This window comes from Actinomycetospora lemnae, assembly GCF_028737315.1.
GTDB lineage: Bacteria > Actinomycetota > Actinomycetes > Mycobacteriales > Pseudonocardiaceae > Actinomycetospora > Actinomycetospora lemnae.
Genome location: NZ_JAQZAO010000004.1, coordinates 95,683 through 107,977, shown reverse-complemented (window position 1 = coordinate 107,977; position 12,295 = coordinate 95,683). Strand labels below are relative to the sequence as shown.

Sequence of the window (12,295 nt, the reverse complement as noted above, 5' to 3'; positions counted from 1 at the left end):
GATCACGCCGCGGACAGGGACGTGGCGGCGTGCGCGTCGCCGGCCTGGATCATCGCGAGCGCGGCGTCGAGGGCGCGGTCGAGCCCGTCGAGGCGAGAACCCGCGGCGCCGAGCTCGGCGTCGAGCGCCCGCGCGACCTCGTCGAGGGCGCCGAACATCGCCGCGGCGGACGCGAGGTCGCCGAGGCCGGTGCGCGGCACGACGACCTGGTCGACCATGGCCGGCACCCGGCGCGCCTCGGACGCGATGCCGGCGCGCGCCTGCTCGAGGGCGGCGGGGCCGAGGACGAGGTCGGGCACGTCGGCAGGGTAGGTCGCCGCCGCGCGCCCGTGGTGCGGTTTCGCGGATCCCGCGTCAGGTGCGCACGGGCATCGCGACGCGGCCGGCGGCGGCCTCGCGGGCGATGTCCGTGCGGTGGTGCCCACCGGGCAGGTGGACGGTGGCGAGGCGCGCGTAGGCGTCGTCGCGGGCGGCGTCGAGGTCGGCACCGGTCCCGACCACCGAGAGCACGCGCCCGCCGCTCGACACCACGGCCCCGTCGTCGCGGCGGCGCGTGCCGGCGTGCAGGACGCCCGGGTCGTCGGCGCCGCGCAGGACGTCGCCGGTCCGGACCGTGCCGGGGTAGCCCTCGGCGGCGAGGACGACGGTGACCGCGGCGCCGTCCGACCAGGCCGGCGCGGGCTCCTCGGCCAGGCGTCTGTGGGCGGTGGCCGAGAGCAGCGACGCGGCGGAGCTGCGGAGGAGGGCGAGGACGACCTGGGTCTCGGGATCGCCGAAGCGGCAGTTGAACTCGATGACCTGCGGGCCCGACGACGTGAGCGCGAGCCCGGCGTAGAGCAGGCCCGAGAACGGGGTGCCGCGGGCGTCCAGTTCGGTGACGACCGGGGTGACGATGCGGTCGACCACCTCGTCGACGAGATCCGCGGGCGCCCACGGCAGCGGGGCGTAGGCGCCCATCCCCCCGGTGTTCGGGCCGGCGTCGTCGTCGCCGAGGCGCTTGAAGTCCTGCGCGGGCAGGAGCGGGACGACCGTCGTGCCGTCGACGACGCAGAACAGCGAGGCCTCGGGGCCGTCGAGGAACGACTCGAGCAGCACCGGGTGCCCGCCCTCGAGCACGGCGGCGGCGTGGCGACGGGCGGCGTCGAGGTCGTCGGTGACGAGCACGCCCTTGCCGGCGGCGAGCCCGTCGTCCTTGACCACCCAGGGGGCGTCGAAGCGCGCGAGTGCCGCGTCGAGGTCGCCGGGGTTGTCGACGGTCTCGCTGCGCGCGGTGGGCACGCCGGCGGCGGTCATGACGTCCTTGGCGAACGCCTTCGACCCCTCGATGCGCGCGGCGGCGGCGGTCGGCCCGAAGCAGGCGATGCCGGCCTCGCGCAGGGCGTCGCCCACCCCGGCCACGAGCGGCGCCTCGGGGCCGACGACGACGAGGTCGGCGCGCCACTCGCGGGCGAGGGAGACGACCTGCTCGGGGTCGGCGGCGTCGGCGAGCCCCGGGTGCTCGGCCAGCGCCGCCGTGCCGGCGTTGCCGGGGGCGGCGGCGAGGGCGGTGACCTGCGGGTCGCCGGCGAGGGCGAGCAGCAGGGCGTGTTCGCGGGCTCCGGACCCGATGACCAGGACGCGCACGTCCGACACGCTACGGGGAGCCCGCCGACGTCGAGCTGGGGGCTTTCCTGGCGTCCAGCGCCAGCGTGGACGCCAGGCTGAGACACGCCGTGCCTCGCGCACTCGCACGACCCCGCACGAGTTGTTCACCGGCGGGACCGGCGGGCCGGGTGGCGAGGAGGCGGCGGGGCTGGGGATCATCCGGCCCGATGACCTTCCCGGATGCGGTGCCCGCCCTGTCCCGTCGCTCCGCCCTCTGGGGTGGTCTCGCCGCCGCCGGGGCCCTGGCCGCCGGGTGCGCCGACACGCCACCGAGAGCCAGTCCGAACGTCTCCCCGAACAACCCCGCCCCGAGCAGCGCGCCCGCCCCGGGCACGAACGGCGCCGCCCCGGACCGCGTCACCGTCGTCGGGCACCGCGGGGCGTCGGGCTACCGCCCCGAGCACACGCTCGCCGCCTACGAGCTGGCGATCCGCATGGGTGCCGACGCCGTCGACGTCGACCTCGTCCCCACCCGCGACGGCGCGCTCGTCGCCCGCCACGAGCCCGAGATCGGCGGCACCACCGACGTCGCCACCAGGCCCGAGTTCGCGACCCGGCGCACCACGAAGCAGATCGACGGCACGACGGCCACCGGCTGGTTCACCACCGACTTCACGCTCGCGGAGATCCGCACGCTGCGCGCGAAGGAGCGCATCCCGGAGACCCGTCCGCACAACACCCTCTACGACGGGCGCTTCGGGGTCGTGACCTTCGACGAGGTCCTCGACCTGCTCGACCGCCTCGCCGCCGAGCTGCGCCGGCCGGTGGGCGTGCTGCCCGAGGTCAAGCACTCCACGTACTTCGCGAGCCTGGGCCTGCCCGTCGAGCCCGCGCTCGTCGACACGCTGCGCCGCCGCGGCCGCGACCGCGAGGACTCGGGCGTGATCATCCAGTCGTTCGAGACGGCGAACCTGCGCGCTCTCCGGGGCCAGGTCGGGTGCCCGCTGCTGCAGCTCGTCGACGCCGCGGGCACGCGGCCGGCCGACCTCGTGGCCGCGAACGACCCGCGCACCTCCGACGCCCTGCTCACCCCGGAGGGGCTGCGCGACGTCGCCACCTACGCGACCTGGCTCGGCCCGAGCAAGGACTGGATCGTCCCGCTCGGCCCCGGCGACACCGCCGGTCCGCCCACGCGGTTGGTCGAGGACGCGCACGCGGCGAACCTGCGCGTCATGCCCTACACGTTCCGCAACGAGAACGAGTTCCTGCCCGCGGACCGGCGCCGGGGTGGGGCGGGCGGGAACGGCGTCGGGGCACCCCCCGACACCTACGGCGACGCGTTCGGCGAGTACCAGCAGTTCGTCGGGCTCGGCGTCGACGCCCTGTTCAGCGACGACCCGGACACCGCGCTGGCCGCCGTCACGCCGGCGTGACTACGGCGCGAGACGCCGATCGACGTAGCACCAGCGCCAGGACTCGCCCGGCTCGTGCGAGCGCATCACCGGGTGGCCGGTGTCCTCGTGGTGCTTGGAGGCGTGGCGGTACGGGCTGGAGTCGCAGCACGCGACGTGCCCGCACTCCACGCACTTCCGCAGGTGGGCCCACGCGGTGTAGCCCTCGGCCCGGCAGTCCGGGCAGATCAGCGTCTCGCCGTCGCGCGCGACCGCGTCCGGCTCCGGGTCGGCGGCGACACCGCCGGTCCCGATGGTCAGGAGGTGTTCGCAGGCGCCCACCCGATCGAGCTTACGGTGCCTTCTCGGGCCGTGTGACCGTCTCGTCGCGACCCGGGCCCACGCCGATCGCCGACACCGGCGCCCCGGCGAGGTCCTCGATGCGCTCCACGTAGTCGCGGGCCTTGGCGGGGAGGTCGGCGAACGAGCGGCACGCGGAGATGTCCTCGAACCAGCCCGGCAGGGTCTCGTACACGGGCGTGGCGGTGGTGACGTCGGCCTGCGTCATCGGCATCTCGTCGACGCGCTGCCCGTCGACCTCGTAGCCCACGCAGATCGGCACGTTCTCCAGGCCCGAGAGCACGTCGAGCTTGGTGAGGAACAGGTCGGTGATGCCGTTGACCCGCACCGCGTACCGGGCGATCACCGCGTCGAACCAGCCGCAGCGGCGGCTGCGCCCGGTGGTCACGCCGAACTCGCCACCGGTCTTGCGCAGGTACTCGCCGTCGGCGTCGAACAGCTCGGTGGGGAACGGCCCCGAGCCCACGCGCGTCGTGTAGGCCTTGAGGATCCCGATGACGCGGCCGATCCGCGTCGGCCCGATGCCCGAGCCGGCCGCCGCGCCGCCCGCGGTGGGGCTCGACGACGTCACGTACGGGTAGGTGCCGTGGTCGACGTCGAGCAGCGTGCCCTGCGAGCCCTCGAGCAGCACGGTCTCCCCGCGCTCGAGCGCCCGGTGCAGCGCGAGGCGGGTGTCGGCGATGCGGTGCGCGAAGCCCTCGGCGTGGCCCAGCACGGTGTCGGCGACCTCGTCGACGTCCAGGGCGCGCCGGTTGTAGATCTTGACGAGGATCTGGTTCTTCAGCTCCAGCGCGGCCTCGACCTTCTCGCGCAGCAGCTTCTCGTCGAGCAGGTCCTGCATCCGCACGCCGACCCGGGCGATCTTGTCCTGGTAGGCCGGGCCGATGCCGCGGCCGGTGGTGCCGATGCGGGCCTTGCCCAGGAAGCGCTCGGTCACCTTGTCGATGGCCACGTGGTACGGCATGATCACGTGCGCGTCCGCGGAGATCAACAACTTGCCCGTGTCGACGCCCTTGGCCTCCAGGCCGGCGAGCTCCTCGAGCAGCACCCCCGGGTCGACCACCACCCCGTTGCCGATCACGTTGGTGACACCGGGCGTCAGGATCCCGGACGGGATGAGGTGCAGGGCGAAGTTCTTGCCGTCGGGCAGCACCACGGTGTGCCCGGCGTTGTTGCCACCCTGGTAGCGCACGACCCACTGGACCTGCTCACCGAGGATGTCGGTGGCCTTGCCCTTGCCCTCGTCGCCCCACTGGGCGCCGATGAGGACGATGGCCGGCATGTGACACTCCCTGTATCGATGGTCGAGCTTCGCTGCGCTGCGTCTCCGGCGTCGCTGCGCTGGTCGCACGGGAGTGCGGGGCCGCCCCGTGCAACGGAAGGGTAGTGCACGCGTGTCCGCTGGCTCGTCGCCGCGCGTCCTGACGTGCGGCAGCGCCGCGCAGGAACGCTGGAGCGAGACCGCCTCACCGCTGGGGACGGCCCTCGCCCTGCCGGAACGGCCCGTCCGCGGTGACGTCGACCCCGTGGTCGACGCGGTCCCCGCCGGCGGGCGGCTCGTCGTCGCCGGCGACGACGCCGCGATCGCCGCGGTGCTCGTGCGCCTGCTGCGCCGCGAGCGTCTCGACGTCGAGGTCGCCCTGCTCCCCACGCCGGGCTCGGCGGTCGCGGCCGTGTGGGGAGTGCCGACCGATCCCACCGCGGCCGTGGACCTCGCCCGCGACGGCCGGGCCCGACCGGCCCCGCTGGTGCGCGACGACCACGGCGGCCTCGTCGCCGGCCGCCACACGACCGGCCCCGTGCACGGCGAGATCTACTGCGGTGAGCACCGCGTCCTGCGGGGCGACGCGGCCCACGTGGCCGTGACGCCGGACCCCGCCGGCGGCGTGCGCGTGACCGTCACCGGACCCCGCCGCCTCGGGGGCCTGCGCCCGGGCCGGGTCACCGAGCACGCGGGGAGGGCGGTCCAGCTGGGGTGCCGGCCGCCGGTCACCGTCGAGCGTGACGGCGTCCCCGGCGACCGCCCCGTGACCCGCCGCAGCTGGTACCGGCACACCGACGACTGGCGGCTCGTGCGCCCCTGACCCGGGCGCTGTCCGTGACCGGCGTCACGCCCACGTCCCCTCGGAGATCCCCGAGCCGGTGGGCCGTCCGACTGCGCTGGGCGACCGCCGGCCCACCGTCCGTGCCCACCTACCGACGACCACGTGTGCCCGGACGGGGTGGGGGTACGCCTGGGACATGCTGGCGGTGGTGGTCATCCTCCCGGTCGCGATCATCCTGGTCGTCTGCCTGCTCGAACGGTTCGAGGCGCACGCGACGTCCGTGCCCACGGCCGTCCGGGCCCGCCGGCGCGCCCCGGTGGAGCCCGCCGGCCCCGCCCTGAAGCTCGTGAGCCACGGCGACGACACGTCCCGCGCACCCCGGGCGCCGTCGACCGGGACCGACGACACCGGCAGCCGCGAGCTCCGCCGGGCCTCCTGACGCCGGGACACGGGTCGTCAGGACCCCTCCGGGTCGTCGCGGTCCAGCCGCGTGCTCGTCGTCGCCGCCACCGCCTCGTCGCGATCGGTGCCCGCCGCCGTGAGGAGGTCCACGAGCATCGAGCGGATCTGGGCCAGCACCACGTCCGCCGAGTAGCCCCCGCCGCGCACCGGCAGCGTGCCGACCGTCTCCAGCAGGGCGTCGCGGGCGCCGTCGGTCGGCTCACCGCGGGTGAGCTCGCCGCGCAACGTGCGGGTGTCGACGGCCAGGCGTCGCAGCACCGCCACCAGATCCGGGTCCGGCCGCTCGCCGTCGCGGATCGCGGCGTGCGCGCGGCGGGCGAGGACGCGCGCGTTGCGCAGGGCCAGGTCGACCGGGCGCACGGCGGTGCGCAGCCGCGCGAGCTCCCCGCGGTGGCGGCGGCGCAGCGGCGCGATGGTGGTGATCTCGAAGCCCGCGTCCACCGCGTCGGACAGCGCGTCGACCCGACCCTGCGTGGCCCGCGCCCGCTCGAGCACCCCGGCCGCCGCGTCGAGGTCGACGCCGTCGAGGGCGTCGGCGGTCCCGGCGAGGACCGCCTCGAGCTCGGTGAGCAGCGCCGACAGCCCGCGCCGGGCCCGGGTCAGCGGGTGGGACGGCAGCGTCGCCGCGGTGGCCAGCCCGATCGCCGCCCCGATGAGCGTGTCGATCCAGCGCGAGAACGCGGCGGTCGTGCCGGGCGGCTGCAGCGTCGCCACGAGCACCGCCGACACCGCGGCCTGGTTGAGCAGCAGCGCCCCGACGTCGAAGAGCAGCGCCGCCAGCAGCGCCAGCCCCACGACCACGCTGATCTGCCACCAGCCCGGGCCGATGAGCACGACGATGAGGTCGCCGACGGCCACGCCGACGCTGACCCCGACCGCGAGCTCCACCGAGCGGCGCAGCCGGTTGGTCACCCCGACGCCCAGCACGAGGACGCACGCGATGGGCGCGAAGAACGGCAGCGGATGACCGACGACGTCGCGCGCCACGAGGTAGGCGAGGCCGGCCGCGAGCGCGCACTGCAGCACCGGCAGCCCGGAGTCGCGCAGACGCCGGACCCGGGTGCCGGCGAGCCCGCGCAGGCGGGGGCCGACCGTGCCCTCCCCGGCGGGCACCGCGTCAGGCCAGGCCGAGGGCGGCGACGGCCTCCGGGTCGCAGTCGGCGAGGAGCTGCACGCAGCGCTCGACCTCGTCGGTCTCGCCGATCGCCCGGGCGGCCTTGGCCAGCGCCGCCACCGCGCGTAGGAAGCCCTGGTTGGGCTCGTGGTCCCACGGCACCGGCCCGAAGCCCTTCCAGCCGTTGCGGCGCAGCTGGTCGAGCCCGCGGTGGTAGCCGGTGCGCGCGAACGCGTAGGCCGTGACGTGCTCGCCGGCGGCCTCGGCGCGCTCGGCGAGCGCCGCCCACCCGGCCGAGTAGGTCGGGTGGTCGGCGACGACCGCGGCCGGGTCCTCGCCGCGCTCCAGCCGCGACGCCGGCTCCGGCGTCTCGGGGAGGTAGGTCGGCTGCGGCCCCAGCAGGTTGTGCCCGTGCCCGGCGCCCGGTCCCATCGGGATGGTCATGTCGCCATCATCCGCCCGGGCGGTCGCGGGTCAGCGACCCAGGGTCTGCCCCGTCGAGCGCAGGTTCTCGCAGGCCGTGGTGACCCGCTCGGCCATCGCGACCTCGGCCTTCTTGCCGTAGCTGCGCGGGTCGTAGGTCTTCTTGTTGCCGACCTCTCCGTCGACCTTCAGCACGCCGTCGTAGTTCTCGAACATGTGCGCGGCGATCGGGCGGGTGTAGGCGTACTGCGTGTCGGTGTCGACGTTCATCTTGACCACGCCGTAGTCGAGGGCCTCGTGGATCTCCTCGAGCAGCGAGCCCGAGCCGCCGTGGAAGACCAGGTCGAACGGCTTCGAGCCGTCCGGCAGCCCCAGCTCCTTCGCCGCGACCTCCTGGCCCTTCTTGAGCACGTCGGGGCGCAGCTTGACGTTGCCCGGCTTGTAGACGCCGTGGACGTTGCCGAACGTCGCGGCCAGCAGGTAGCGGCCCTTCTCGCCACCGCCGAGCGACCGCACCGTGCGCTCGTAGTCACCGGGCGCGGTGTAGAGCTTCTCGTCGATGTCGGCGGAGATGCCGTCCTCCTCGCCGCCGACGACGCCGATCTCGACCTCGAGGATGATCTTCGCCTTGCCCGCCTTCTCCAGCAGCTCCTGGGCGATCTCGAGGTTCTCGGTGAGCTCCACCGCCGAGCCGTCCCACATGTGCGACTGGAACAGCGGGTTCTGCCCGCGGTCGACGCGCTCCTGGCTGATGGCGATCAGCGGGCGCACGTAGGTGTCGAGCTTGTCCTTCGGGCAGTGGTCGGTGTGCAGCGCGACGTTGATCGAGTACTTCTCGGCGACGACGTGCGCGAACTCCGCGAGCGCGCTCGCCCCCGTGACCATGTCCTTGACCGACTGGCCCGACCCGAACTCCGCCCCGCCCGTGGAGAACTGGATGATGCCGTCGCTCTCCGCCTCGGCGAAGCCTCGCAGGGCCGCGTTGATGGTCTCCGAGGACGTGCAGTTGATGGCCGGGAACGCGAAGCGGTTCGCCTTCGCGCGGTCCAGCATCTCGTTGTAGACCTCGGGGGTCGCGATGGGCATCGTCGTGCCTCCCAGGAGCTCCTCGACAGGGGCCGGGCACCGGAGCGGGCGCGGTCCGGCCGGGCGTCGGCGCAGTATGACGCAGCCCCGGGGCCCGGCGCTGCGTCGTCGGGTGTGACCGGAGTCCCCTGCGTCTCCGCCCTGGGCCACGCGGGTGATCCGTGGGCTCGCGGTCGTCCCCACCGGGACCACGCGTGGTGAAGGGCTATCGTCGGAGAGGTGGGTCACCCCGGGGAGAGCGCCGTCGAGCGCACGCTCGGCAGCCTGCGAGCCATCGACGCCGTCGCCCCGGTCGACGCCTCGGTGGCACACCCGTCGGCGCGCCCCTCGGGGCCGCCGCGACCTCCGGGCCCACCGGGCCCCGCGGTGGTGGGGCCGGCGAGCGGTCCGGTCGCCACCCAGGACCAGCAGGCTCCGCGCACGCTCGAGGACCTCTACCGCGAGCACCGCATGCGGTTCGTGCGCCTCGCGGTGCTGCTCGTGGACGACCCGGCGACCGCCGAGGACGTCGTCCAGGAGGCGTTCACCGGACTCCACCGGCACTGGGGACGCCTGCGCGACGAGCACGCGGCGCTGGGCTACCTGCGCACCGCGGTGGTCAACGGCTCCCGCTCGGTGCTGCGCCGCCGGCGCACCGCCCGCGAGTACACCCCGCCGCACACCGCCGACGCCCGGTCGGCCGAGTCGCTCGCGATGCTCTCCGCCGAGCACCAGGCGGTGGTCTCCGCGCTGGGCAAACTGCCGCGGCGCCAGCGCGAGGTGCTGGTGCTGCGGTACTACGGGGGGCTCTCGGAGGCCGAGATCGCCGAGGCGACGGGCATCAGCAAGGGCACGGTGAAGTCGACGGCGAGCCGCGGGCTCGAGGCCATCGGGAAGCTGGTCGGCGGGTCCTAGGCCGGACCAGGACCGATCGGACGACCCCGGACGGCCCACGGACGGCCCTGGGTCACGCCGGGTGGCGCCGTTACCATCGGTCGGGATGGACGACGAGCGGCTGCTGTCCGAGGCCCTGCGCGCGCACGCCGCAGGTGGGGTGTCCTCCCCGGGCGGCACCACCGGGACCGCCGGGACCGCCGGGACCGCCGGCACCGCCGGCTCGTCCGAACCGGCGCCGCCCACGGAGGTCCACCGGGCCCAGGACGCCCCGGCCGGCGGCTCGCGGCTGCGTGACCGCTTCCGGCCGCTCGCCCGCCGCCGGGGGCAGGAGGAGGCCCCGGCCGAGACCGTCGCGCAGCCCGGTCCGGCCGCCCCGGCCCCGCGCGGCCCCGGCGTGACGGGCCCCGGTTCCGTGACGGCCGCACCGGCGACGAACGGGCCGGCGACGAACGGGCCGGCGACGAACGGCCCGGCGACGAACGGGCCGGCGACGAACGGCCCGGCGATCGGCCCGCCGACCGGCCCGGCGCCCGGCGTCTACCCCGCCGCCGCGCGCGGCGGGCCGCCGATCGGGCGTCCCGCGCCGCGTCCGGGGCCCGCGACCGCCGAGCGCCCCTGGCCGCCGGCCGCGCCGCCGCCCCGCCCGGCGGCCCGACCCGGTCCCCCGCCGGGCGTGCCCGCGGGTCCGGTCGGTCGCCCCACCCCGCCCGGGGTGCCCCGGCAGCGCCCGGCCCCGGCACCCACCGCGGCGCCGCCGACCGAGGACGCCCCGGCAGGGTGGTCGGCCGCGCGGATCGCCTGGTGGTCGGGCATCGCGCTGCTCGTCGGCGCCGTCGCGGGCGCGCTCGCGGCCGTCGGCACCCTGGTCCTGCCCGGCTGAGCGGGCACCCCACCCGGACGGGGTCGGGGTGACCCCGCCGCCGACGCCCAGGTCCGCCGCGTACGGTTCTGTGGCGTGTCGCCCACCCTCGCCGCCGCCACCACCACGGTGCAGGCCCTCGGCCCCGAGTGGCTGGACCCGCAGTACATCATCGAGTCCCTGGGCCCGTGGGCCCTCGCGGGCGTGTGCCTGATCATTTTCGCCGAGTGCGGACTGCTGGTCGGCTTCTTCCTGCCCGGTGACTCGTTGCTGTTCATCACGGGGCTCGCGGTGGTCACCGGCCTCATCGACACGCCGCTGTGGCTGGTGTGCGTGCTGCTGGTGGTGTGCGCGTTCCTCGGCAACGCGCTGGGCTACTGGATCGGGCTCAAGGCCGGGCCCCCGATCTTCGACCGCCCGAACTCGAGGCTCTTCAAGCGCGAGAACGTCGAGCGCACGCAGAAGTTCTTCGACAAGTACGGCAACCGGGCCATCGTGCTCGGCCGGTTCGTGCCGATCGTGCGGACGTTCATCACCGTCATGGCCGGCGTCGGGCGCATGGACGCGCGCCGGTTCCTGACGTTCTCGCTGATCGGCGGCGTCGCGTGGGCCGCCGGGGTGACGCTGCTCGGCGCCGGGCTCGGCCAGTTCGAGTTCGTCAAGAACAACATCGAGGCCATGCTCATCCTCGTGGTCGCGCTCTCGCTGGTGCCGATCGCGATCGAGCTCATCAAGGCGCGGCGCGAGCGCAAGCTCGGGGCGCAGGGGCTGGCCGAGGACGTCCTCGACGGCGCCACCGACGAGCCGACCCAGGTGATCGACACCGGCGTCGACGGCCCCACGCAGCACATCGACCGGCGGCGCTGACGCGCGACGGCGCGACCTACGGGGTGGCGTGCGCGCGGATCCACGCGTGCATGGCGATCCCGGCCGCGACGCCGGCGTTGATCGACCGCGTCGACCCGTACTGCGCGATCGCCAGCACCTGGTCCGCGCCCGAGACGGCCTCCGGCGTGAGCCCGACGCCCTCCTGACCGAACAGCAGGACGCAGCGCCGCGGCAGCTCCGCGGACTCGAGCGCCGTCGCCCCGGGGCCGTTGTCGACGGCGACCACCGCGAGGTCCTCGCCGCGCGCCCAGGCGAGCAGGGCGGCGACGTCGGGGTGGTGGTGGACGTGCTGGTAGCGGTCGGTGACCATCGCGCCCCGCCGGTTCCAGCGCCGACGTCCGACGACGTGCACCGCGGCCGCGGCGAAGGCGTTGGCGGTGCGCACGATCGTCCCGATGTTGGCGTCGTGGTGCAGGTTCTCGATCGCGACGTGGAACGGGTGGCGCCGCTGGTCGAGGTCGGCGACGACGGCCTCGCGGCGCCAGTAGCGGTAGCGGTCGACGACGTTGCGCCGGTCGCCCGCGGCGAGGAGCTCGGGGTCGTAGCGCGGGTCGTCCGGCCAGGCCTCCGGGCCGCCGGGCCAGGGCCCGACCCCGACCGGCTCCGGCCCGGTGTGCCACTCGGTGGGGCCGGGCTCGTCGGTGTCGGGGTCGTTCACAGCCCCAGGTCGGCGAGGCCGAGCAGCGAGCGGCAGGCCAGGCCCCGGGCCTCGACGGCCTCGGTCGCGCCCGTGCCGCGGTCGACGACGGTGACCACGCCGACGACCTCGGCGCCCGCCTCGACCAGCGCGTCCACCGCGGTGAGCACGCTGCCGCCCGTGGTGGAGGTGTCCTCGACGGCGAGCACCCGGCGCCCGGTGACGTCCGGGCCCTCGATGCGGCGCTGCATGCCGTGGGTCTTGGCGGCCGAGCGCACCACGCAGGCGTCGACCGGCCGGCCCGCCGCGTGCATCACGGCGAGCGCGACGGGGTCGGCGCCGAGGGTGAGCCCGCCGGCGGCGTCGTAGTCCCAGTCGGCGGTCAGCTCGCGCACGAGGCGGCCGATGAGCGGGCCGGCCTCGTGGTGGAGGGTCGCGCGGCGCAGGTCGACGTAGTAGTCGGCCTCGCGGCCCGAGGACAGCGTGACGCGGCCGTGGACGACGGAGAGCTCGGCGACGAGGGCCGCGAGCCGGGCGCGGGCGTCGGGGTCGACGGTCGGGGTCACCGCA

15 protein-coding genes are annotated in these 12,295 nt (G+C 75.6%); 6 read left to right on the top strand and 9 right to left on the bottom strand.

Annotated features, from left to right (window positions below; translation table 11 throughout):
- Window positions 1-2: 2 nt before the first annotated feature.
- The gene (locus PGB27_RS09985) at window positions 3-299 is read right to left on the bottom strand and encodes a hypothetical protein (RefSeq protein WP_274200219.1); all 297 of its coding nucleotides are present in this window, start codon (window positions 297-299) and stop codon (window positions 3-5) included.
- A 55-nt stretch (window positions 300-354) separates the two neighbouring features.
- Window positions 355-1,623 (bottom strand): phosphoribosylamine--glycine ligase, encoded by a 1,269-nt coding sequence (purD, locus tag PGB27_RS09980; RefSeq protein ID WP_274200218.1) that lies wholly within the window; start codon window positions 1,621-1,623, stop codon window positions 355-357.
- Window positions 1,624-1,811: 188 nt separating this feature from the next.
- Between purD and PGB27_RS09975 the strand changes: the two genes are divergently transcribed.
- Window positions 1,812-3,017 (top strand): glycerophosphodiester phosphodiesterase, encoded by a 1,206-nt coding sequence (locus tag PGB27_RS09975; RefSeq protein WP_274200217.1) that lies wholly within the window; start codon window positions 1,812-1,814, stop codon window positions 3,015-3,017.
- Here PGB27_RS09975 and PGB27_RS09970 read toward each other — a convergent pair whose 3' ends face one another.
- A complete protein-coding gene (locus tag PGB27_RS09970) occupies window positions 3,018-3,317 on the bottom strand; it encodes a UBP-type zinc finger domain-containing protein (RefSeq protein ID WP_274200216.1) in 300 nt (99 codons plus the stop codon).
- A 10-nt stretch (window positions 3,318-3,327) separates the two neighbouring features.
- Window positions 3,328-4,617 (bottom strand): adenylosuccinate synthase, encoded by a 1,290-nt coding sequence (locus PGB27_RS09965; protein ID WP_274200215.1) that lies wholly within the window; start codon window positions 4,615-4,617, stop codon window positions 3,328-3,330.
- A 112-nt stretch (window positions 4,618-4,729) separates the two neighbouring features.
- On the opposite strand from PGB27_RS09965, the gene PGB27_RS09960 reads away from it, so the two are divergent.
- Window positions 4,730-5,419, top strand: coding sequence for a hypothetical protein (locus tag PGB27_RS09960; protein ID WP_274200214.1), 690 nt, complete (start codon window positions 4,730-4,732; stop codon window positions 5,417-5,419).
- Between the two features lie 157 nt (window positions 5,420-5,576).
- Complete coding sequence (locus PGB27_RS09955) at window positions 5,577-5,819, top strand: hypothetical protein (protein WP_274200213.1); 243 nt, start codon at window positions 5,577-5,579, stop codon at window positions 5,817-5,819.
- Window positions 5,820-5,836: 17 nt separating this feature from the next.
- Here PGB27_RS09955 and PGB27_RS09950 read toward each other — a convergent pair whose 3' ends face one another.
- From PGB27_RS09950 to fbaA, 3 genes are read right to left on the bottom strand one after another with little or no spacing between them, the layout of a single operon-like run.
- Entirely contained in the window at window positions 5,837-6,955 is a 1,119-nt protein-coding gene (locus tag PGB27_RS09950) for an FUSC family protein (RefSeq protein WP_274200212.1), read from the bottom strand.
- A gap of 4 nt (window positions 6,956-6,959) precedes the next feature.
- The gene (locus tag PGB27_RS09945; RefSeq protein ID WP_274200211.1) at window positions 6,960-7,400 is read right to left on the bottom strand and encodes a DUF3151 domain-containing protein; all 441 of its coding nucleotides are present in this window, start codon (window positions 7,398-7,400) and stop codon (window positions 6,960-6,962) included.
- A gap of 30 nt (window positions 7,401-7,430) precedes the next feature.
- Complete coding sequence (gene fbaA, locus PGB27_RS09940) at window positions 7,431-8,465, bottom strand: class II fructose-bisphosphate aldolase (RefSeq protein ID WP_274200210.1); 1,035 nt, start codon at window positions 8,463-8,465, stop codon at window positions 7,431-7,433.
- 219 nt (window positions 8,466-8,684) lie between these two features.
- Between fbaA and PGB27_RS09935 the strand changes: the two genes are divergently transcribed.
- The 3 genes from PGB27_RS09935 (at window position 8,685) to PGB27_RS09925 (ending at window position 11,067) form a co-directional block, all read left to right on the top strand.
- Complete coding sequence (locus PGB27_RS09935) at window positions 8,685-9,359, top strand: SigE family RNA polymerase sigma factor (RefSeq protein WP_408630040.1); 675 nt, start codon at window positions 8,685-8,687, stop codon at window positions 9,357-9,359.
- An 85-nt stretch (window positions 9,360-9,444) separates the two neighbouring features.
- Complete coding sequence (locus PGB27_RS09930; RefSeq protein ID WP_274200209.1) at window positions 9,445-10,221, top strand: hypothetical protein; 777 nt, start codon at window positions 9,445-9,447, stop codon at window positions 10,219-10,221.
- A 75-nt stretch (window positions 10,222-10,296) separates the two neighbouring features.
- Entirely contained in the window at window positions 10,297-11,067 is a 771-nt protein-coding gene (locus PGB27_RS09925) for a DedA family protein (RefSeq protein ID WP_274200208.1), read from the top strand.
- A gap of 16 nt (window positions 11,068-11,083) precedes the next feature.
- On the opposite strand, the gene PGB27_RS09920 is transcribed toward PGB27_RS09925, so the two are convergent.
- Window positions 11,084-11,746: a TrmH family RNA methyltransferase gene (locus PGB27_RS09920; RefSeq protein WP_274200207.1), complete on the bottom strand. Its 663-nt coding sequence runs from the start codon at window positions 11,744-11,746 to the stop codon at window positions 11,084-11,086.
- Window positions 11,743-12,291, bottom strand: a complete 549-nt coding sequence (pyrE, locus tag PGB27_RS09915) for an orotate phosphoribosyltransferase (protein WP_274200206.1) — start codon at window positions 12,289-12,291, stop codon at window positions 11,743-11,745. The genes PGB27_RS09920 and pyrE overlap by 4 nt, the downstream gene beginning before the upstream one ends.
- Window positions 12,292-12,295 lie beyond the last annotated feature (4 nt).

Excerpts from the sequence above, each read along its gene's own strand:
- PGB27_RS09975 (WP_274200217.1), top strand. The coding sequence starts at position 1,812 with ATGACCTTCCCGGATGCGGTGCCCGCCCTGTCCCGTCGCTCCGCCCTC.
- PGB27_RS09965 (WP_274200215.1), bottom strand. The coding sequence starts at position 4,617 with ATGCCGGCCATCGTCCTCATCGGCGCCCAGTGGGGCGACGAGGGCAAG.
- PGB27_RS09955 (WP_274200213.1), top strand. The coding sequence starts at position 5,577 with ATGCTGGCGGTGGTGGTCATCCTCCCGGTCGCGATCATCCTGGTCGTC.
- PGB27_RS09945 (WP_274200211.1), bottom strand. The coding sequence starts at position 7,400 with ATGACCATCCCGATGGGACCGGGCGCCGGGCACGGGCACAACCTGCTG.
- fbaA (WP_274200210.1), bottom strand. The coding sequence starts at position 8,465 with ATGCCCATCGCGACCCCCGAGGTCTACAACGAGATGCTGGACCGCGCG.
- PGB27_RS09930 (WP_274200209.1), top strand. The coding sequence starts at position 9,445 with ATGGACGACGAGCGGCTGCTGTCCGAGGCCCTGCGCGCGCACGCCGCA.